The organism is Actinoplanes solisilvae (genome assembly GCF_003999975.1).
GTDB classification, from domain to species: domain Bacteria; phylum Actinomycetota; class Actinomycetes; order Mycobacteriales; family Micromonosporaceae; genus Actinoplanes; species Actinoplanes solisilvae.
Genome location: NZ_RJAC01000015.1, coordinates 1 through 19,016, shown reverse-complemented (window position 1 = coordinate 19,016; position 19,016 = coordinate 1). Strand labels below are relative to the sequence as shown.

General features: G+C 70.4%; 20 protein-coding genes. 11 read left to right on the top strand and 9 right to left on the bottom strand.

The window, feature by feature from the left end; genetic code table 11:
* Position 1: 1 nt before the first annotated feature.
* Positions 2-196, top strand: coding sequence for a hypothetical protein (locus EER30_RS30270; RefSeq protein WP_127504055.1), 195 nt, complete (start codon positions 2-4; stop codon positions 194-196).
* A gap of 35 nt (positions 197-231) precedes the next feature.
* On the opposite strand, the gene EER30_RS30265 is transcribed toward EER30_RS30270, so the two are convergent.
* From EER30_RS30265 to EER30_RS30255, 3 genes are read right to left on the bottom strand one after another with little or no spacing between them, the layout of a single operon-like run.
* Positions 232-474 (bottom strand): hypothetical protein, encoded by a 243-nt coding sequence (locus EER30_RS30265; RefSeq protein ID WP_127504054.1) that lies wholly within the window; start codon positions 472-474, stop codon positions 232-234.
* Between the two features lie 41 nt (positions 475-515).
* Positions 516-1,400 carry a helix-turn-helix domain-containing protein gene (locus EER30_RS30260; RefSeq protein ID WP_164842526.1) on the bottom strand — a complete coding sequence of 295 codons (885 nt, stop codon included), beginning with the start codon at positions 1,398-1,400 and terminating at the stop codon, positions 516-518.
* 34 nt (positions 1,401-1,434) lie between these two features.
* Entirely contained in the window at positions 1,435-1,668 is a 234-nt protein-coding gene (locus EER30_RS30255) for a hypothetical protein (RefSeq protein ID WP_240670395.1), read from the bottom strand.
* Between the two features lie 502 nt (positions 1,669-2,170).
* Here EER30_RS30255 and EER30_RS30250 point away from each other — a divergent pair.
* On the top strand, positions 2,171-2,539 hold the full coding sequence (locus EER30_RS30250) for a hypothetical protein (protein WP_127504052.1): 369 nt from the start codon (positions 2,171-2,173) through the stop codon (positions 2,537-2,539).
* Here the strand turns inward: EER30_RS30250 and EER30_RS30245 are convergent.
* Positions 2,511-3,563 carry a Glu/Leu/Phe/Val dehydrogenase family protein gene (locus EER30_RS30245; protein WP_127504051.1) on the bottom strand — a complete coding sequence of 351 codons (1,053 nt, stop codon included), beginning with the start codon at positions 3,561-3,563 and terminating at the stop codon, positions 2,511-2,513. The genes EER30_RS30250 and EER30_RS30245 overlap by 29 nt on opposite strands.
* 79 nt (positions 3,564-3,642) lie before the next feature.
* On the opposite strand from EER30_RS30245, the gene EER30_RS30240 reads away from it, so the two are divergent.
* A complete protein-coding gene (locus EER30_RS30240; RefSeq protein WP_127504050.1) occupies positions 3,643-4,095 on the top strand; it encodes an Lrp/AsnC family transcriptional regulator in 453 nt (150 codons plus the stop codon).
* Between the two features lie 25 nt (positions 4,096-4,120).
* Here EER30_RS30240 and EER30_RS30235 read toward each other — a convergent pair whose 3' ends face one another.
* Positions 4,121-5,806 carry a hypothetical protein gene (locus tag EER30_RS30235; protein ID WP_240670408.1) on the bottom strand — a complete coding sequence of 562 codons (1,686 nt, stop codon included), beginning with the start codon at positions 5,804-5,806 and terminating at the stop codon, positions 4,121-4,123.
* A 121-nt stretch (positions 5,807-5,927) separates the two neighbouring features.
* Here EER30_RS30235 and mptB point away from each other — a divergent pair, with 121 nt between their 5' ends.
* From mptB to EER30_RS30210, 5 genes are all read left to right on the top strand, one after another.
* Positions 5,928-7,316, top strand: coding sequence for a polyprenol phosphomannose-dependent alpha 1,6 mannosyltransferase MptB (gene mptB, locus EER30_RS30230; RefSeq protein WP_127504048.1), 1,389 nt, complete (start codon positions 5,928-5,930; stop codon positions 7,314-7,316).
* A complete protein-coding gene (locus tag EER30_RS30225; RefSeq protein ID WP_127504047.1) occupies positions 7,240-8,454 on the top strand; it encodes a glycosyltransferase 87 family protein in 1,215 nt (404 codons plus the stop codon). Before mptB ends, EER30_RS30225 begins: the two co-directional genes overlap by 77 nt.
* Positions 8,455-8,527: 73 nt before the next feature.
* Positions 8,528-10,651: an esterase-like activity of phytase family protein gene (locus EER30_RS30220; protein WP_127504046.1), complete on the top strand. Its 2,124-nt coding sequence runs from the start codon at positions 8,528-8,530 to the stop codon at positions 10,649-10,651.
* A 65-nt stretch (positions 10,652-10,716) separates the two neighbouring features.
* On the top strand, positions 10,717-11,691 hold the full coding sequence (locus EER30_RS30215; protein WP_127504223.1) for an ATP-binding cassette domain-containing protein: 975 nt from the start codon (positions 10,717-10,719) through the stop codon (positions 11,689-11,691).
* A gap of 2 nt (positions 11,692-11,693) precedes the next feature.
* A complete protein-coding gene (locus tag EER30_RS30210) occupies positions 11,694-12,482 on the top strand; it encodes an ABC transporter permease (RefSeq protein WP_240670394.1) in 789 nt (262 codons plus the stop codon).
* On the opposite strand, the gene EER30_RS30205 is transcribed toward EER30_RS30210, so the two are convergent.
* Positions 12,408-15,470 (bottom strand): AfsR/SARP family transcriptional regulator, encoded by a 3,063-nt coding sequence (locus tag EER30_RS30205; protein WP_127504044.1) that lies wholly within the window; start codon positions 15,468-15,470, stop codon positions 12,408-12,410. The two genes, EER30_RS30210 and EER30_RS30205, sit on opposite strands and share 75 nt — an antisense overlap.
* 23 nt (positions 15,471-15,493) lie before the next feature.
* Positions 15,494-16,051, bottom strand: coding sequence for a dihydrofolate reductase family protein (locus EER30_RS30200; RefSeq protein ID WP_127504043.1), 558 nt, complete (start codon positions 16,049-16,051; stop codon positions 15,494-15,496).
* Between the two features lie 74 nt (positions 16,052-16,125).
* On the opposite strand from EER30_RS30200, the gene EER30_RS30195 reads away from it, so the two are divergent.
* From EER30_RS30195 to EER30_RS30185, 3 genes are all read left to right on the top strand, one after another.
* Positions 16,126-16,686 (top strand): TetR/AcrR family transcriptional regulator, encoded by a 561-nt coding sequence (locus EER30_RS30195; protein ID WP_127504042.1) that lies wholly within the window; start codon positions 16,126-16,128, stop codon positions 16,684-16,686.
* 66 nt (positions 16,687-16,752) lie between these two features.
* Positions 16,753-16,926, top strand: a complete 174-nt coding sequence (locus EER30_RS30190) for a DUF1059 domain-containing protein (RefSeq protein WP_127504041.1) — start codon at positions 16,753-16,755, stop codon at positions 16,924-16,926.
* A gap of 6 nt (positions 16,927-16,932) precedes the next feature.
* Positions 16,933-18,030 carry an EAL domain-containing protein gene (locus EER30_RS30185; protein WP_205650495.1) on the top strand — a complete coding sequence of 366 codons (1,098 nt, stop codon included), beginning with the start codon at positions 16,933-16,935 and terminating at the stop codon, positions 18,028-18,030.
* Here the strand turns inward: EER30_RS30185 and EER30_RS30180 are convergent.
* Both EER30_RS30180 and EER30_RS30175 read right to left on the bottom strand, forming a co-directional pair.
* Complete coding sequence (locus EER30_RS30180; RefSeq protein ID WP_240670393.1) at positions 17,926-18,423, bottom strand: GNAT family N-acetyltransferase; 498 nt, start codon at positions 18,421-18,423, stop codon at positions 17,926-17,928. The genes EER30_RS30185 and EER30_RS30180 overlap by 105 nt on opposite strands.
* Before the next feature lie 10 nt (positions 18,424-18,433).
* Positions 18,434-18,916: a hypothetical protein gene (locus EER30_RS30175; RefSeq protein WP_127504040.1), complete on the bottom strand. Its 483-nt coding sequence runs from the start codon at positions 18,914-18,916 to the stop codon at positions 18,434-18,436.
* Positions 18,917-19,016 lie beyond the last annotated feature (100 nt).

Genomic DNA, 19,016 nt, shown 5'->3' with positions numbered 1-19,016 from the left:
CATGCTGTTCAACCTTGTGAAGCGCTTCGCAATCATGGCCATCGCCGTCCCGCTCGCCGCGGCCGGCGCCCGCAAACTGAGTGAGAAGCTCGAGGCCAAGCGCGGTCCGAGTCGCGGCACCCGCCTGCTGCGGCAGGGGGCGGACACCCTGCAGGGCTTCCGCCGCCCCAAGAAGAAGGGCCGTTTCGCCTGGTGACGACGCTGTCTCAGGCCCGCTGAGCAGGTCTTTTCTCAGCCCTGCTCACGGATCTTGTCGGCGGCGGCCAGCAACACCTCGACGGGAATCTCGACGAGGCGCTCGCCGTCGGGCACCTTCACTCCGGCACTGTCGTCTTTCACCACGTAGCCCTGCACCACGATGGTCGCGCGGTCGGTGCGATAGATAGTCGGGCAGGTCCCCGCCCCGCACTGGCCCGCGAGGCGGGTCAGTCGGACGTCCTCGGTCGTGGCGACTTGATCCTCATGTGTCGTCATGACACCAACGGTACGGAGAGATTCCGTTTCGTAACAACTGGTTACACAACGGCCTCGGACAGCATCTGGATGTAGGTCCGCTCGTGCCTGTCCAGAATGGTGTCGATCTCGGACACCGCGATGAGCTCGATCGCGTCGAAGACCCGCCGGTATTGCCGGACCGTGCGGCGGCCGCCCCGGGAGACGATGCTGCCGTTCATGAGGTCGACCATGACGTGCCGGTCGCCCATCAGCTCGAAGCCGTGCAGCGGGGGGAACGGCCATCTCGCAGTGTCGGGGACGATCTGCAGGCCCACGTTGGACTGCCGGGCGACCTCGCGGAGGCGGGTGATCTGGGCGAGCATCTCGGCCGGCGGGCACATCTGGTTACTGATCGAGCTCTCGGTCAGCACGATCGTGAACTGCCGGTCGGGGTCGTCGAGCACCTCGCTGCGCCGCATGCGGGCGGTCACGGCCTCGGTCACGGCCCGCGCCGAGTCGGCGATCAGGTCGTCGGCCAGCTCGGTGCGATAGGCGCTGAGGACGGCGCGGGCATATTCGCTGGTCTGCAACAGGCCCGCGACCACGGCGGGCTGGAAGACGCGGACCTCGCGGGCGGGCGCCTCGAGCTGGCGTACGAACTGCTGCTGATTGAGCAGGTTGGGCTCGGTCGAGTGCCAGTCGGTGAGTTGGTCACCCGAGCGCTCGGCCAGCGTGACCAGGCGGTCGACCTCGTCGGCCGGCAGTTCCAGGCCTTCGGCGATGAGGCGGACGTCGTGCGGGTCGGGGTCGGAGACGCCGGTCTCGAGCCGGGAGATCTTGGCCTGGCTCATGCCGACCTGTTCGCCGAGCGACTGGCCGGAGATCTTCCTGCGCTTGCGCCAACGGGCCAGGGTCGCGCCGACGGGCTCGTCACCGCCGTTCGTGAAGGTGGGCGAGTCGCTCACGCTGTCCCGCCCCCTTCGCGTGCGTCGTATGTGGTCAGTTGATCGCTTTCATCGCCTGGGCGAAAATCTCGGCCGGGATCTCGACGAGCTGCTCGCCCGCGGGGAGATCGAGGCCCGCGTCCCGGGCCGTCACTGTATAGCCCTGCACCAGGTACGTGTCCCGATCGGTTTTGTAGACGGTCGGGCAGGTACCGCTGCCACAGAGCGAGGTAACGATGGTCAGCTGCGGCGATGCATTCTGAACGACCGTTAACGGTTGATTTGTCACGACCGGACATTACCGCCCGCCAGGTGCAGCATCTGAAACTCACGGCGGCGGGATGTCAAGTCGTTATGCAGCGTCAGCGAATAGTGGTTCGGCCGCCACTCGGTGCAGTGCATAACCCCATGCAACCACACCGTGCAGTATACGGACACCACCGCTGACTCATCGTGAACAAGCCAGGAATCGCATTCACGTCAGCGGATCAGGCTTGCGGCGTTGTGCATAGACGTGGATATTCAGGGGTGAGGGTTCGCGGAGAGTCGACATTGAAGCGGTGACCTGGCTGCGGACGGTGTTCTCTCGCCGATCGACGACGACGTCAGAGCCCTTGGTGGTGCATATGCGGCCTGACTCGGAGGTCCATCATGCTGTCTCTCCTGTCCACCTCGGATGTATCCCCCTCCCGTTATCCCGCCCCTTCCCGAAGCGCCGCGGGCCGGCCTTTCCGACCGTCCGGCCGTACGCCCGTCCGATCCGCCCTCGTCCCACGGACAGGAGAACGTCGATGACCATCATCGTGCTGGCCGGGATCGTCGCGCTGCTGGTGCTCCTGCTCGTCCTGAGCGAAATCGCGGCGGCGGTCATCCCCCTGATCATCGTGCTGACCTGCGTGCCCGAGCGTGACCGGGAAAGCCTTGCCCGGGTGCTGGCCGCCCTCGATTCGTCGCGCCGCCTGCGCATGTGGCCGGCGCTACGGCTGGCGGCCACCCTGCGCAGGCAGGAGCGCCGGGTCGCCCGTGCGGCCCGCGACCCGCGGCGCAACCCGTACGCCCATCTCAACGCGCACTTCGCCGACCTGCCGGACGACGCGCCGCTGAACTTCCCCTACGAGCGCGCCGAACCGGTCAGCCCGCCTGCCCGCGCGGGCGACTGATCCGGCGGCGTGCTTCCGCCGTGGCCGCCGCGCTCGGGGTGACCCCGTCGCGACGAGCCGCGGCGAAGAGCTGGGTCAGGGTGTCCGCGATGCCGTTGAGCCGTGCCGCGACCTGGGCGGGAGTCTCGTGGCGCAGTTCGACGGCGGTGGCGCTGATGACACCGCCGGCACTGACCACATAGTCCGGCGCCCACAGGATGTCGCGGGCGTGCAGCAGATCGGCGGTCGACGGGGCGTCGATCTGGTTGTTCGCCGGTCCGGCTACGGCAGCGCACCGGAGCCGGGCCACCGTGGCCGGGGTCAGAACGCCACCCAGCGCGGCCGGCACCAGCACGTCGACCGGGGCGGCCAGAGCCTCGTCCGGTGTGGACCAAGCCGCGCCGAGCTCGTCGGCCAGTGATCGTTTGGCCGGGTCGACGTCGGCGACGACCAGTTTCGCGCCGGCCTCGGCGAGCAGGCGGGCCACCCGGCCGCCGACCCGGCCTAAGCCGAGCACCGCGAAGCTGCGCCGGGCGAGATCGCCGGAACCGAACCGCGTCTCGCAGACCGCCCGCAGCGCGGCGATCGTGCCGGCCGCAGTGCCCGGGGAGGAGTCGCCGCTGCCCCCGGCGGCGATCGGGCGGCAGAAGACGTGCCGGGTGCGCTCGCCGATCGTGACCATGTCGTCGGGGCCCGTGCCTACGTCGGGGCCGGTCGCATAGAGGCCGCCCAGCTCCTCGATCACCGTGCCCGCGTCACGCAGGGCGGCCCGCCGCAGCTCGGCGTCGTCCGCGGGATCCGGGCCCGCCGAAGGCAGGACGATCACAGTTTTGCCGCCGCCGTTGGGGAGGCCGGCCAGGGCGCACTTGTCGGACATGGCGGCCGAGAGGCGCAGCGCGTCGTCCAGGCCCGCGCGCCAATCGGGGTACGCCTTCAGGCGGCAGCCGCCCAGTGCCTGGCCCAGCGCCGTGGAGTGGACGGCGACGATGATCGGCCGGCCGGACTCGGGGCCCCGCCGGATGAGGACTCGTTCGTGCGAGAACATGGGCTGACGCTAGATCCGCGTTCAACATCAATGAGGCTTCACCGAACGATATTCGGCAGAACGCCCGAAAGGCCGGCCCGTGGACGACATTGATTCGGCGATCGTGCGGGAATTGCAGTCGAACGCCCGGCAGAGCAATCGCGACCTCGCCCGGGCGGTCGGCATCGCACCGTCGACGTGCCTGGAACGCGTACGGCTGCTTCGTGACCGTGGGGTGATCACCGGTTATCACGCCGAGATCAGCCTGGGCGCGCTCAACCGGCACGTCCAGGCGTTCCTGCACGTCCAGGTGCGCCCGATGAGCCGCGAGATCATCGAGAACCTCAAGGCGTACGTCACCGGGCTGCCCGAAGTCGTGTCGGTGTTCGTCGTCGCGGGCGGGGACGACCTGCTGGTTCACGTGGCGGTCCCGAGCGTGGACGGCCTGCACTCGTTCCTGATGGACAAGTTCAGTCAGCGGCGGGAGATCGTCGGCTTTCGTAGCTCGGTGATCTATCAGCACACGCGCAATCGGGTGCTGGGCGAGTTGTAGGGGCCCGACGCAACCGGACAGAGCGCTAGCTGGTCACGGTGTAGCGGCCGGGGCGGGGGACGCGGGCCACGACCCAGTCGCCGTCGCGTTCCAGCGAGCCGCCGTCGATCGTCAGCCAGCGGTTCCAGCGCAGCCGCAACGGGATCGCGCCGGCGGCCGGAGCGTCGAAGGTCAGCGCGGCCGAGCCCTGCCGGACCAGGGTGGCGGGGGTGGCGACGATCGGGCGCGGGTCGGTGACCCGGTAGAGACGCCAGTTCCGGTCCTGCCAGATCTCGGTCAGGTAGGGGAGTCCGGCGGTGATCAGCTCGGCCTCGGGTCGGCCCGACCAGGTCAGCTCGGTGTCGGGCACGGCGACGAATTGGACGGCCAGCTCGTCGAGCCACGCACGGTAGCTGTCGGGAGTGAGCGCGACGCCGGTACCCCGGGCGCCTGGAATGTCGGTGAAGAACAGCGGATTTCGGTCGATGTCGGCCTGCCGGAGCCAGCCTCGGGCCAACGGGATTTCGCCCAGGTGTGCTGCTTCCCAGTAGTCGCGCGTGGCCGGGATCTCGAGCCGGCCGGTCAACTGTTCCTGGCCGAGCCGGTCGCGCAGGGGCTGGAAGAACGCCGCGTCGGCCGTCGGGTTACCGATGTCGCGCAGGTCCCCGGTCACGACGGGCGGCTGCCACCAGCAGGCCACGACCAGCAGTACGAGGACTGCCCACCGGGGGAGAGGGCGGGCGGCCCGCAACCCGGCACGAGAGGGCGGCGTGCCGTCGGAGGGGGCGGTGGGCGGCGGGCTCTGGTTCGGATCGAGGGGGGAGCGTACCCGGGAGGAGAGGCGGGGGAGGGCGGCGTAGGCGGCCAGGAGCGGGAGGGTGAACGTCACCGACAGGCGGGTCGCGTTGAGGCCCACGGGGGTGTGGATCAGGGAGGCGGCCAGCACGCCGGCGGCGGAGAGCAGGGCGCCGACGCGGATGGGGCGAAGCGGGACCAGGACGGCCACGGCCAGCGACGCGACGACGGCGAGCAGGGTGTCGGTGCGGCTGATGTTCATCCAGCCGCCGTCGCCGAAGAGCAGGGCGGTCAGGGCGAGGGGGATCGCGGCGGGGACGGCGATCATCAGGCCGGGCCGCACGCGGCCGCTCAGCAGCAGCGCCGCCCCGGCCAGGCCTAGGAAGAGGGCGGCGACCGGGCTCGTCGCGGCGGCGAGCAGAGCCAGGACCGGCGCGAGCCAGGCCCGCCAGGAAGCGAGCCAGGCCCGCCAGGAAGCGAGCCAGGCCCGCCAAGAAGCGAGCCAGGCGCGCCAAGAAGTGGGGCGGGCGCGCCAGAAAGCGGGGCGGGCCCGCCGAGAAGCCGGGTGTGCGGTGGTGGGCCGGGCGGGGTGCGCGGTGGTCAGGGCGACCAAGGCGGCGAGCCCGAGGCAGACCCCCAGGCCGTACGTCACCCGGCCGCTCACCAGGTTGCCGGCCAGACACAGCGTGCCCACGACCGCGCCGAGCAGCGGGCGCGGTGCCTCGGTGCGGCGCAGCAGGACGGCGAACAGGATCGCGCCGGCCAGCAGCGTCAGCGCGCCGGTGACCCGTACACCTAAGAGGGCCATCACGGGCTGTGAGGTCAGGCTGTAGCCGAGCTGGTCGACCCCGGCGTACCACCGCAGGTCGATCGGGGTGTAACCGTGCGTGGCGAAGAAGTCGGCGCGGGCCTGCTGCGCGGCCAGGTCGGAGCCCATCGGCGGAAGCAGCAGATAGACAGCGCCCAGCACCGCCGCGAGCACGGCGGTGAACGCTTCCAGCCGGTGCCGAGCCCACACGCGAGAAGACCCTACCGTGACGCACTGTAGGGTGCCCACCATGCCCCGTCCCGCCCTCGTCCGTTATGCGGGCCTGGCCGGCAGCCTGTCGCTCGCGGTGGCCGCCTGGTTCGGCGGCGCGACGAACCCGTGGGAGCCGACGATCCGCCCGGCTTCGATCTTCGCTGGTGACGACGGCGTGCTCGTCCCCCTCGCCTGGCTCGTCGGCATTGTTCTGCTGGTCGGCGCGTGGGTCGCCGGTGTGCGGGTCGCCGGCGGGCAGACAAGCCGCTGGGCGTATGTCACCGCGGCGCTCTGGTCGCTGCCCCTGCTCGCGTTCCTGCCGCTGGGCAGCTACGACGCCTACTCGTACGCCTGTCAGGGCTGGCAGCAGGGCGCGGGCCTGGACCCGTACGCGGGTGGGGTCGATCTTCTGGGTTGCCCTTGGGCGGATGCCGTCGCACCGACCTGGCGCGACGCCCCGGCCCCCTACGGTCCACTGTTCCTGCTGCTCGCCGCGCTGGCCGCCAAGACCGGCTCGCTCGCGGGCACGCTGGCCGGGCTGCGGGTGATCGCTCTGCTCGGAGTCGTGCTGATCGCCGTGGCCCTGCCGGTGCTGGCCCGCCGTGGCAACGTGCCGCTGTCGCGCGCGGTGTGGCTGGTGCTCGCCTGCCCGCTCGTGCCGATCCACCTGATCTCGGGTGCGCACAACGACGCGCTGATGGTCGGCCTGTTCGTGGCCGGTCTGGCCTGCGCGATCAAGCAGCGGGGCTGGGCGGCCGGCCTGCTGCTGGGCCTGGCGATCGCCGTGAAGGCCACCGCCGTGGTCGTCGCCCCGTTCGCCCTGCTGCTGTTGCTCACGCGCCGTCGCCAAGCGGAACTGGTCGGCGGCGCAGTGCTTGCCCTGGCCGCGACGACCCTGGTCAGCGGCCGCGGCTTCGGCTGGGTGACCGCCCTCGCCGGCAGCGGCATCTCGGTGCAGTGGACGTCACCCCCGACCGCTGTCGGCATGACCATCGACCTCTTCGGCCCCGACGCCGTGCCCGTGACCCGGATCATCGGCATCGTCGCCCTCGCGATCGTCCTGGCGCTGCTGTTCTTCAGAGCGAGAAGCAGAGACCCTCTGCTGTACGCCGGTTACGCGCTCGCCGCCACCGTCCTGCTCGCGCCGGTCTTCCACCCCTGGTACGCGGTGTGGCCCCTCGCCGTGCTCGCCGCCACCCTGCATCACCACCTGCGCTGGCTGGTCGTTCCCTGCGCGGTAGCCTCAGCACTTTGCCTGCCCGACGGATACAACCTGGCCCTGGCCGTGAAGAGCCAGGGCGCGGTCGCCATGACCGCCCTGCTCGTCTACCTGTTGTGGAAAACACTCTATGAAGCTAAGAATCGGACTGGTCGCCGCCGCGGGCCTGATCACACTCCTGATCGTCTATCTCGCCGAGACGCGTAACGGATACTTCGACTCGAAGGTCTACTACGGCGCGATCCAGTACTGGTTCCGCGGCGACGGCGGCATGGTCTACGACTGGCTGCGCCCCGGCACGCCGTACGGCTTCACCTACCCGCCGTTCGCGGGCCTGGTCATGCTGCCGATGGCGTTCCTGCCGTTCGGTGCCGTCGTGGTGCTCGCGGTCGTCGGCACGGTGCTCACCACCGCGCTGCTGACCTGGTGGTTCGTCGCTCCGCTGATCCGCCGCAAGGGCTGGACGGTGTGGTTCGCCTACGCCTTGGCCGTCTGCCTCGCGATCGCCTTCGAACCGGTCCGCGAGACGATCACGTTCGGCCAGGTCAACACGCTGCTGCTCACGCTGGTCGCCGGTGACCTGCTGCTCGGCCTGTCGCGGGGGCGCAAGTGGGCCGGCGTCGGCATCGGCCTGGCCACCGCGATCAAGCTGACCCCAGGCATCTTCATCGTCTACCTGCTGGTTACGCGGCGCTGGCGGGCCGCCGCGACGGCGTCGGGCACGGCCGCTGCCGCGACCCTGGTCGGTGCCGCGATCTTCCCGGACGAGTCCCGCGAGTTCTGGACCTCGGCGCTGTGGGACACCAACCGGGTCGGCGTGCTCTCGTTCCTGTCCAACCAGTCCGAGCGCGGCTTCCTGGCCCGGCTGCCGATCCCGCAGGTCGAGGCCAAGGTGTGGCTGGTCTGCGTGCTGGTCACCCTCGCGTTCTGGGCGTGGCGGGTGGCCAAGGCGCGCGACGACATCATGGGCGGGCTCGCGCTGACCGGCGTCGTCGGCTGCCTGATCAGCCCGGTCACCTGGATCCACCACTGCGTGTGGCTGCTCCCGGCGATTGTCGTCTGTGTCTCGTCGGTCCAGAAGGGTCCGCGCTATCTCGGCATCGCCGCCTATCTGGTGATGACCTCGCGGCTCACCTGGCTGTGGGAGAAGCGGCCCCGGCCCCCGCTGGAGCTCATCGGCGGCAACCTCTATGTCTGGTTCAGCCTGGCTCTCTTGATCTGGACACCTGTGCTTATGGCGTCGCCCCGCTCCGCAGGGGCGGTTTCCTTTGAGGTCAATGAGTTGAGCCCGGTTTTCCGCCGCCGCACACCCCGCGACATGGGAAAACCGGGCTCAACTCATTGACGGAAACCGCCCGGGCACCCGTAGTTCAACCGAAGTCCACGAACCGGACAAGATCCTCACGTAGTCAGACTGCATGTCAAAACGACGTGCCAGCTCGGCACTCGCTCTCGTCGGCCTGGCCGCGACCCTGACCGCGGCTGCTCCGGCGTCAGCCCACCGCAAAGACGTCGAGTTCAAGCGCCTTGCGACGTTCCCCGCATATCTGAACTCGTCGGCCGCCGACACGGCCGCCGCTGAGATCTCCACCGTCACCGAGGACGGCCGCACGGTCGTCTACACCGACAGCCCGGGCAAGCGCCTCGGTTTTGTCGACATCACCAACCCCGGCCGCCCTCAGGCCGAAGGCACCCTCGCCCTCGACGGCGAACCGACCTCGGTCGCGCACCTCGGTCACCTGCTGCTGGCCGGCGTGAACACCCGCAAGAGCTTCGTCGACCCGTCCGGCAAGCTCGTCGTCATCGACGACCGCACCCGCAAGATCGTGCGCGAGGTCGACCTGGGCGGGCAGCCCGACTCGGTCGCCGTGGCCCCCAGCGGCCGCTACATCGCGGTCGCGATCGAGAACGAGCGCGACGAGGACGTCGACGACGGCGCGATCCCGCAGGCCCCGGCCGGCTACCTGTCGGTCGTCGACACGAAGACCTGGACGGCGTCGAAGGTCGACCTCACCGGTCTGGCCGCCGTCGCCCCGAGCGACCCCGAGCCCGAGTACGTCAGCGTCAACTCGCGCGACGAGGCGGTCGTCTCGCTGCAGGAGAACAACCACGTCGCGATCGTCTCGCTGCGGACGGGGAAGGTCGTCAAGCACTTCTCGGCCGGCGCGGTCACCGTCTCCGGCGTGGACACCAAGGACGACGACCAGATCACGCTGGACGGCACGATCACCGCCAAGCGCGAGCCGGACGGCGTCGCCTGGATCACCGACGACCTGTTCGCGTCGGCCAACGAGGGCGACTACGAGGGCGGGTCGCGCGGCTGGACGATCTTCTCGCGCGACGGCAAGGTCGTCTGGGACGCGGGCAACTCGCTCGAGCACCTCGCGGTCGAACACGGCCTCTACCCCGACAAGCGCTCCGACGCCAAGGGGATCGAGCCCGAGAACGTGGCGTACGCCCGCATCGGCGGCACGCCGTACGTCTTCGTCAACGCCGAGCGCGGCAACTTCACCGCCGTCTACGACGTGTCGAACCCCCGCCGACCGAAGTTCCAGCAGATCCTGCCGACCACCAACGGTCCCGAGGGCGTCGTCGCGGTGCCGTCGCGCGGCCTCGTCGTGGTCAGCAGCGAGGAGGAGATCCCCGACGCGAACATCCGCGGCTCGGTGCAGATCTTCGGCATCGGCCACGGTCAGTTCCCGTCGATCGTCTCGAAGGACACCATCCCGTTCGGCACGCTCTCGGCCCTCTCCGCGGTGCCCGGCAAGCGCTCCGAGCTGGTCGCCGTGACCGACTCGGCCTACACGCCGACCCGCATCCTCACGATCGACCCCACCGCCCGTCCGGCGCGCATCACCCGTCAGCTCACGGTCACCAAGGACGGGCAGCCCATCGGGTACGACGCCGAGGGGCTCGCGGCCCGCGCCGGCGGCGGCTATTGGCTGGCCAGCGAGGGTTCGGCCAAGACCCCCAACCTTCTCGTACGTCTCGACGCGCGCGGCCGCGTGCAGCAGGAGATCCCGCTGCCCGCCGACGTCGCCGCGGCCGTCACCACCAACGGCTTCGAGGGCGTGGCCGAGAACGGCAACGCGGTCTGGGTCGCGATCCAGCGCCCGCTCAAGACCGACCCGGCCGACGTCGTACGGATCGGCCGGTACGACCTGAGGACCGGCGTCTGGTCGTGGCTGGCCTACCCGCTCGACGCCGCCCCGCTGGGCTGGACCGGGCTGTCCGAGCTGGTCGCGGTCGACGGCAACACGTTCGCCGTCGTCGAGCGGGACAACCAGCGCGGTCCGCAGGCCGCGATCAAGAAGGTGTACCGCTTCGACGTGCCGGCCACGTGGACCGGGCTGCCGACGGTCAAGAAGAAGCTGGTCAAGGACCTGCTGCCGGCGCTCAAGGCGGACAACGGCTGGGTGCAGGACAAGGTCGAGGGCCTCGCGACCACCGGCGACGGCCAGACCTACGCCGTGACCGACAACGACGCCATCGACGACGCGACCGGCGAGACTGTGTTCCTGCGGTTGGGTCGCATCCTCTGATATGAGCTGACACTGCTTGTCAGTGCCGTGTCAGTGCTCAGGCGCAGGGTGTCGTCATGCCATCTCTGACGAATGCGATCGTCGCCGAGGGGCTGGTGAAACGCTTCGGCGGGACCACCGCCCTCGGCGGCGTCGACCTGGCCGTGCGCACCGGCACGGTCCTCGGCCTGCTGGGGCCCAACGGCGCGGGCAAGACCACCGCCGTGCGGGTGCTGGCCACCCTGGTCCGGCCCGACGCCGGGCACGCAACGGTCGGTGGGTTCGACGTCGTGCGCCAGGCCCACCAGGTGCGCGGGATCATCGGGCTGACCGGGCAATACGCGTCGGTCGACGAGAGCCTCACCGGCACCGAGAACCTTCTGCTGATCGGGCGGCTGCTCGGGCTGTCGCGCCGCGACGCTCGGGCGCGGGCTCGTGAGCTGCTCGAACGCTTCCGGCTCGACGACGCGGCTGACCGGGCCGCCGGGAAATACTCCGGTGGCATGCGGCGGCGGCTCGACCTCGCGGCCAGCCTGGTCGGGCGGCCGCGGCTGCTCTACCTCGATGAGCCGACGACCGGGCTCGACCCGCGCAGCCGCAACGACATGTGGGACATCGTGCGGGGGCTGGTCGCCGACGGGGTCACCGTGCTGCTCACCACGCAGTACCTCGACGAAGCCGATCAGCTCGCCGACGAGATCGTGGTCATCGACCACGGGCGGGTCATCGCGACGGGCACGTCCGACGAGCTCAAGGCTCGCACGGGTTCGCAGACCCTGCTCGTACGACCGGCGGTCGACACCGAGCGGGACGCGGTGGCCGCCGTCGTCGGCGCGATCGCGTCCGGGCCGGTCGACCTGCGCGGGCCGTTGATCAGCGCATCCGTCACCGACCCGGGGGCCCTCGCGGTGCTGGTGCGCCGGCTCGACGAGCGCGGTCTGGCCGTCGGCGAGCTGTCGTTGCGCAGCCCGAGCCTCGACGAGGTGTTCCTCTCCCTGACCGGAAGCCCGGCCACACCGACCGCGCCGTCCGCGCCTTCGCGAGAAGCGAGTCTGACATGACCATGACTACCACTGTGGAGTCCCGCGTGCGCCCGATCGTGGCCGTGCGCAACACCGGCACGCTGGCCTGGCGGACGCTGGTGCAGATAAAGCACAACCCGTTCGAGCTGATCGACTTCAGCATCCAGCCGATCATGTTCCTGGTCCTGTTCACCTATGTCTTCGGCGGCGCCATCGCGGGCTCCACCTCGGAATACCTGGTGTTCGGCCTGCCCGGCATCATCGTGCAGAACCTGCTCTTCGCCACCCTGAACACCGGGGTCGGACTGAACACCGACATCACCGGGGGCGTCTTCGACCGGCTGCGGTCCATGCCGATCTCGCGTTTCTCGCCGCTGGCCGGCCGCATCGTGGCCGACGTCATCAAACAGGCGTGGGCGGTGGCGCTGCTGCTGACCGTCGGCACGCTGCTCGGCTTCCGTTTCGGCACCGGCCCGCTCGACGTGCTCGCCGCGTTCGGCCTGCTGCTGATCTTCGCGTTCGCCGCGTCCTGGATGTCGGTGCTGGTCGCGATGCTGGTCAGCAAACCCGACAAGGTGCAGATCTTCGGCTTTGTGCTGCTGTTCCCGCTGACCTTCGCCAGCAACGCGTTCGCCCCGACCGCGTCGATGCCCGGCTGGTTGCAGGCCTGGGTGAAGATCAACCCGGTGTCGATCCTGGCCGACGCGGTCCGCGGCCTGCTCAGCGGAGGCCCGGTCGCCACGCCGGTCGCCCAGTCACTGCTCTGGGCCGCGATCCTGCTCGCGATCTTCGCCCCGCTCTCGGTCTGGGCCTTCCGCCGCCGCGTCTAGGCCCGCCGCTTCGATCGCGGAAGCCGTGCGGGTGCCGGCGGCGCGACGATAGGCGTCGTCGAAGGCCGCGTCGCCCAGCGCGGCGCGGGCCTCGGCGGCGATCCGGTCGACGTCGGGCACCGACCGGTCGCGGAAACCGCGGATGCTGTCGGCCGCGCCCAGCAGGAACGCGGCCCGCCCCGCGTCCCCCTCGCGCATGGCCAGATCGGCGAACCCGACCAGGGTCAGCGCGACGACCGGGGCGTCCCGCGACTCGGCCGCGAGGCGTACCGCCGCTGCGTGGCTCTTGGCGGCCAGGACGAAGTCACCCTCGGCCGCGGCGATCAGGCCCTGGGTGTGCAGCCCCATCGCCCGGAACTGCGGGACCGTCGCGGGCTGGCGCATCCGTTCGAGGGCCGTCTCCATGCTGCGGCGGGCCTCCTCCAGGTCGCCCGCCATGCGTGCGAACGTCGCATAGCCGTACGCCACCGACGCCAGCACCTCGGAGAGCCCGACCTCCTCGGCCGCCACCCGGGCCCGCTTCAGCACCACCCGCGCCTCGGCGACCTCGCCCGAGAGCCACAGCAGGCGGGCCAGCTTCAGGTCCATCTGCGGCAGGTCTTCCCGCAGACCCACCTCGCGCACCAGGCCGATCGCCTCGCGTTGCCACCCGACCGCCTGCGCGAAATCGGCCCGCGCGGCGGCCAGGTCGCCGAGCGCGCTGAGCGCGAAGCTGATGCCCCAGCGTTCCCCGATCGCGCGGAAGCCGGCCAGCGACTCGCGCATCTCGGCCTCGGCCAGCTCGGCGCTCTGCCCGAAGTTGAGCCGCAGCAGCGCCACGAAGATCTTCGCGACCGCGCGCAGCCACGGATCGGGGTCGTCGAACAGCGGCTCCGACAGCCGGAACCCCTCCTCGGGACCGCTCGGGTCCTCGAACATCGAGCTCAACGGCCGGATCAGCCGCAGCGCCGGATGGGCCGAGCTGATGCCGAAGCCGTGCTCCTTGGCCAGCCGGAACTCCGCCTGCACCAGCTCGATGTCGAGCCCGCCCTCCAGGCCGTTGATCGCCGCGTACGTGTGGACGAGCGCGACGTCCTCCGGGCTCGGCGCCTCGCCGGGCATCGCGGAGACCTCGGAGGCCAGCAGCGCTCCCTCGGCGCGGTGGCCGCTCAGCCACCAGTACCAGCCGAGACGGGCGACGAAGGCGGCGGCGGTCGGGCGGTCCCCGGCGGCGATCGCGGAGCGCAGCGAGGCGTGCAGGTTGTCGTGCTCCGCGGCCAGCCGGGCCAGCCACACGAGCTGGTCGGGGCCGCGCAGTCGCGGGTCGGCCTCACCGGCGAGGGCCAGCAGCCAAGCGGACAGCGCGAGGCGCTGCGATTCGCGCTCACCGGCCTCGGCGAGGCGTTCCAGCCCGTACTCGCGAATGGTCTCGAGCATGCGGTAACGGCCGTCGGGGCCGAGCGCGAGCAGGGACTTGTCGATCAGGGCGGCCAGCGTGTCGAGGCCGGTCCCACAGACCTGCTCGGCCGCGGTGAGGTCGGCGCCACCCTTGAACAGCGCGAACCGGCGCCACAACCGTTGCTCGCCGGGGCCGAGCAGTTCCCAGCTCCAGTCGACGACGGCGCGCAGCGTGCGGTGGCGGGGAAGCGCGGTGCGGCTGCCCCCGGTGAGCAGGCGGAACCGGTCGGTGAGGCGGTCGGCCAGGACGGCGACCGGCAGGGATCGCAGGCGGGCGGCGGCGAGTTCGATGGCCAGCGGCATGCCGTCCAGCGCGCGGCACACCCGTACGACGGCTTCGGTGTTCTGCTCGGTGAGAGCGAAGCCCGCGGCGCGATCGAGCAGAAGCCGTACGGAAGGGAAAGCGGAGGCGGTCGACGCGTCCGCGGCCACCGGGGGGAGAGCCAGCGGCTCGACCGGATGAAGCTGCTCACCGGGCAGGCCCAGCGGCTCGCGGCTGGTGGTCAGCACGCGCAGGCCCGGCGCGGCGCGCAGCAGGTCGTCGGCGAGCTGCGCGGCCGCGGTGATCAGATGCTCGCAGTTGTCGAGGATGAGCAGCATCGTGCGGGCTTCGAGTGCTTCGCGCAGCCTGGTCAGCTCGCTGCGCCTCTGCTGGAGGGCGTGGCCGCGCAGGTCGAGGGCGGTGAGGACGGCCTGCGGGAGCTCGGCGGGATCGGTCACGGGAGCCAACTCGACCCGCCACACCTCCTGCGTGGCTTTTACCCCTACTGCTACGGACAGGCGAGTCTTGCCGCTGCCGCCCGGCCCGATCAGGGTCACCAGGCGGTGGTCGTCGAGCAGCTTCTGTACGACCCTGACGTCGGTCTCGCGGCCGACGAAGGTGCTCAGTTCCGCGGGCAGGTTGCCCCGTTTGCGGCCCTGCAGCAGGTCGAGGTGCAACGCGGCGAGCTCGGGGGACGGGTCGGCGCCCAGCTCGTCGGCGAGGCGCAGGCGCGTCTGCTCGAAGACCTCCAGAGCGCGGGCCGCGTTGCCGGCGGCGTCGAGGGCCCGCATCAGCAGGGCGGCGAGCTGCTCGTCCAGCGGGTGCTCGGCGACCAGGGCCTCGAGGGCGGGAATCGAGGGCCGGGCGGCCAGGCTTCGTTTCGTGGCGTCGAGGCGCAGCTCGTGGAGGCGGATCTCGTCGGCCCGGGCCACCTCGGGAAGATCGAGGTCGCCGCGCCACAGGGCGAGGGCCCGGTCGGGGTCGTCGGCCGCCAGGCGGCTGAAGACGTGGACGTCGACGTGGTCGGGGTCGATCACCAGGCGGTAGCCCTGCGGAGCGGCCTCGATGACCAGGCCGGCGCGGCGCAGGCGGGAGACGAGAGCCTGCAGCGCGTTCGCGTTCGGTGGGTCGTCGCCCCAGACGCCGTCGACCAGGCGATCGGTGGAGACGACCCGGTTGGGCCGCAGCGCGAGCAGGATCAGCAGCGTACGGAGGCGGGCACCGCCGACCGGCACGACCTCGCCGCCGCGGCCGCGCAACTCCACCGGCCCGAGCACCGCGATCTGCACCCGTACGATTCTGCCCGCCGCTGTCACCCGTCGGCGAGCCCATAACGCAGCAGCACGACCCCGCTGGCGCCGAGCGGGGTGGCTTCCAGCAGCGTGAGGCGCCTGGGGTCGTACGGGCTGGTGGTCAGTCTGATGCCGTTGCCGGCCAGAACCGGGTTGAGCTTGATGACGAACTCGTCGATCTCGTCGCGCAGGGTGGCGGCCAGCGCGCCGCCGCCGCAGAGCCAGATGTCCCGGCCGGGGCGCTGTTTGAGCTCGCGCACAAAGGCCACCGGATCACCGGTCTCGACCGTGACGGCCGGGTCGATCCCGGGATCGATGGTGCTGGAGAAAACGTACTGGTCGAGGTGGGCGTACGGGCTGGTGACGCCGGCTTTGAGGGCCGGCTCGTAGGTGCCGCGGCCCATCAGGACCGTGTCGAAGACCCGCTTCTCACGCGCTCCCGGCAGGGTCTCGGGATAGCGGTCGGTGATGAAGGCGCCGAGGTCGTCGTGCACCGGGCCGAAGAAATCCCAGCTCCCGTCGGGCGCCGCGATGAAACCGTCGAGGCTAGAGGCCACGTAGTAAACGAGCTTTCGCATGATGTTTTCCTAACCACTACGGATGTCGTGGTTCAAACTACAGCACCTGTAGTGGTTGGTGCTAGCCTTCGACCGTGGCCAGAAACGTGGAACGCCGGAGCCTGCTCGCCGATGCGGGTCTGCGGGTGCTCGCCTCGTCCGGCGCGCGCGGGCTCACGCACCGCGCGGTCGACGCCGAGGCCGAGGTTCCGACCGGCACGACGTCGAACTACTTCCGCTCCCGCGACGCGCTGCTCGGTGCGCTGGGGGAGCGGATCATGGAACGCTTCGCGCCCGACCCGGCCGTCGTCGCCCGGCTCGCCGGCGGGCCCTACGTCGGCTACCTGCGCTACATCCTCGAGCGCACCACGGCACAGCCCGATCTGACCCGAGCGCTCATCGAGCTGCGGCTCGAAGCGGCCCGGCGCCCCGGCCTGGCCGCGATCCTGGGTTCGACCCTGCGCGCCGGCTACCGCGAGGACGTCGCCTTCCACCACACGACCGAACTGCCCGGCGGCGCTGTCGAGATCGCCCTGCTGCACTACGCGATCGACGGCCTGCTCCTCGACATGCTGACCACGTCGATCGGCGCCGACCTGACCCCCGACGAGGCCCTCACCGCATTCGTCGACCGCCTCGTCGGCCAGAACACTTAGGCCGCCGCCGCGATCGCCGATGTCCCCCGTCGCAGGTATTCCTTACCGAAACGAACAGGGGTCATCGTGAAGTCATTCGCGTGCGGAGATGTCGTTCCCGGTTGCGACGCCCAGTGGGTGTGCGGCTCCGACGACGAGATCCTGGTCGCCGTCGCCCAGCACGCCGCCGAGGTGCACGGGCTCTCCTCGGTTCCGGCCTCGCTGGTCGACGCCGTCCGCGGCGCCATCGTCACGGTCTGACGCGGCATGCCGGTCACCACTGAAACCCGCGTCGACTGGCCGGAGATGCTGCGCGCGGCCGTCAACGGCGACGGCGTGCGCAGCGTCTACCAGCCCATCGTCGACCTCGCCCGCGGCACGGTGGTGGGTTACGAGGCCCTGGTGCGCTTCGACGGCTATCCGGTCACCAATCCGGAGGCGTGGTTCACGGCCGCGCGGGTGCACGGCTACAACGCCGAGCTTCAGGCGGCGGCGATGCGTACGGCGCTGGTCGATCGGCCCAGCCTGCCCGCGAACTGCTTCCTGACCGTCAACGTGGGTCCCGAGGTGCTGCGCGACCCGGCCATCCAGCAGATCCTGGCCGACGAGGGCGACCTCAGCGGCCTGATCATCGAACTGACCGAGCACGTCGCTGTGGAGTCCTACGCCGCGCTGCAGCCGGACCTCAACCGGCTCAAGGCGGCGGGCGCCCTGATCGCCATGGACGACGCCGGGTCGGGCTACGCGGGCCTCAGCCAGATCCTGGCCGTACGCCCGTCGCTGATCAAGCTCGACCGCGAGCTGGTGCAGGACCTCGACCAGGACGAGGCCAAACGCGCGCTGGTCGAGATGGTGGGCATGTTCGCGGGCCGCATCGACGCCTGGCTGCTGGCCGAAGGCGTGGAACGGCAGGGGGAGCTGGACGCTCTCTCCTCGCTCGCCGTTCCTCTCGCGCAGGGCTACCACCTGGGCCGCCCCGAACTGCCGTGGACCGACGCCTCCGTACGGGTCGCCCCGCGCGCCGGCGACCAGTCGGCGCTGCGTCAGCTGCTCGAACACCCGCCGGTGCACACCGATCCCGGATCGGTCGGCGCGGCCCTGTCCGACCCGGCCGCCGACCTGGTGGTGCTCTGCGATCACGACCGCCGCCCGATCGCGTGCTTCGGAACCGGCCTCACCAGCTCGAACATGCGCGTCAACGTCGACACCCCGGTCCGGGACGCCGCGCTGCGCGCCATCACCCGCACCGGAGCCGAATGGTCACATCCCCTGCTCTGCATCGACAACGCGGGCCGCTACGTCGGCGTCGTCCGCGTCCAGCGGCTGCTGCACGCCCTGAGCACCGACGGGTTCCCACAGAAGTAACTGGCGGTGGTGGCTGAAACCGGTGCGCAGATAGAAATCAACCGCGCGGCGACCAGAGTGGACGGTCACGTGCAGCAGACCGCGCGTGCGGGCCTCGTCCAGAATCGCCTCCATCAGTGCGCGGCCGACACCCGTGCCGCGGTACTCCTCGCGAACCATTACCGACTGGACGTCGCCGTACCACCGCTCCATCGAACCGTTGCCGGGCACCCGCTCCGCGACATGCAGCCAAGCCGACCCGACAACGCGCCCGTCAATGTCGGCCACGAACGGCAGATGGGTCCCGGCGTGAGAGGCGATCCAGCCCGCGTACGCCGCCAGCCCGCCTGCTCCGATGTCCCGCAACTCAGCCAGCGCCGCGACGTCCTCTTCGCTTGCTTGTCGCACGATCACCCGCCGGAGTCTAAGCGAGCCGATCACTCGGTCGGTCGTTCGTGTTCTCGCGCTCTCGTACCCGAGCAAGCGTCCTGGCCGCAGCTCGATGTTGCTCAGCGAATGCGGCCGGCGTTTCAGCAGCGAGAATTTCGAAGAGCGAAACGCCCTCGGCCGTCAGTTCAACCACTTCGTCGGTGGTAACGCTGTCTGTCTTGAGGGCCACGACCCCGACGTTCCACAGTGACGTGGCGAGAGCCGGCTGGTAGGCGTCGCGGTTGAGCCGGAATAGTTCCCGGCGCAGACTGACAGCTTCTAGGCTTGTTGCGAGCGCCTCCGTCCCGCGTCCAGCCTCGGCCAGCCGGTTGGCGTGGTTGTTCACCGACGCGGCGAGGTTGGGCAGGTAGGCATCACGGTTGAGGGCGACGAGTTCCCGATGAAGGTCGACGGCTTCCAGGCTCGCGGCAAGTGCCTCGGTCCGCTGGCCCGTCTCGGCTAGTCCTGGACTTCGCACATGCTTTGGAGTGAATGCCCGTCACTCTGATCATGATCGATGTGTTGGTCTGGGTATGGGTGTGACAGGTGCTCCACGTCGTAGTGCTGTGCGTCCTCGT

Excerpts from the sequence above, each read along its gene's own strand:
- EER30_RS30235 (WP_240670408.1), bottom strand. The coding sequence starts at position 5,806 with ATGGGCTCCGACCTGGCCGCGCAGCAGGCCCGCGCCGACTTCTTCGCC.
- EER30_RS30225 (WP_127504047.1), top strand. The coding sequence starts at position 7,240 with ATGAAGCTAAGAATCGGACTGGTCGCCGCCGCGGGCCTGATCACACTC.
- EER30_RS30185 (WP_205650495.1), top strand. The coding sequence starts at position 16,933 with ATGCCGGTCACCACTGAAACCCGCGTCGACTGGCCGGAGATGCTGCGC.
- EER30_RS30210 (WP_240670394.1), top strand. The coding sequence starts at position 11,694 with ATGACTACCACTGTGGAGTCCCGCGTGCGCCCGATCGTGGCCGTGCGC.
- mptB (WP_127504048.1), top strand. The coding sequence starts at position 5,928 with ATGCCCCGTCCCGCCCTCGTCCGTTATGCGGGCCTGGCCGGCAGCCTG.
- EER30_RS30220 (WP_127504046.1), top strand. The coding sequence starts at position 8,528 with ATGTCAAAACGACGTGCCAGCTCGGCACTCGCTCTCGTCGGCCTGGCC.
- EER30_RS30200 (WP_127504043.1), bottom strand. The coding sequence starts at position 16,051 with ATGCGAAAGCTCGTTTACTACGTGGCCTCTAGCCTCGACGGTTTCATC.
- EER30_RS30265 (WP_127504054.1), bottom strand. The coding sequence starts at position 474 with ATGACGACACATGAGGATCAAGTCGCCACGACCGAGGACGTCCGACTG.
- EER30_RS30245 (WP_127504051.1), bottom strand. The coding sequence starts at position 3,563 with ATGTTCTCGCACGAACGAGTCCTCATCCGGCGGGGCCCCGAGTCCGGC.
- EER30_RS30250 (WP_127504052.1), top strand. The coding sequence starts at position 2,171 with ATGACCATCATCGTGCTGGCCGGGATCGTCGCGCTGCTGGTGCTCCTG.
- EER30_RS30270 (WP_127504055.1), top strand. The coding sequence starts at position 2 with ATGCTGTTCAACCTTGTGAAGCGCTTCGCAATCATGGCCATCGCCGTC.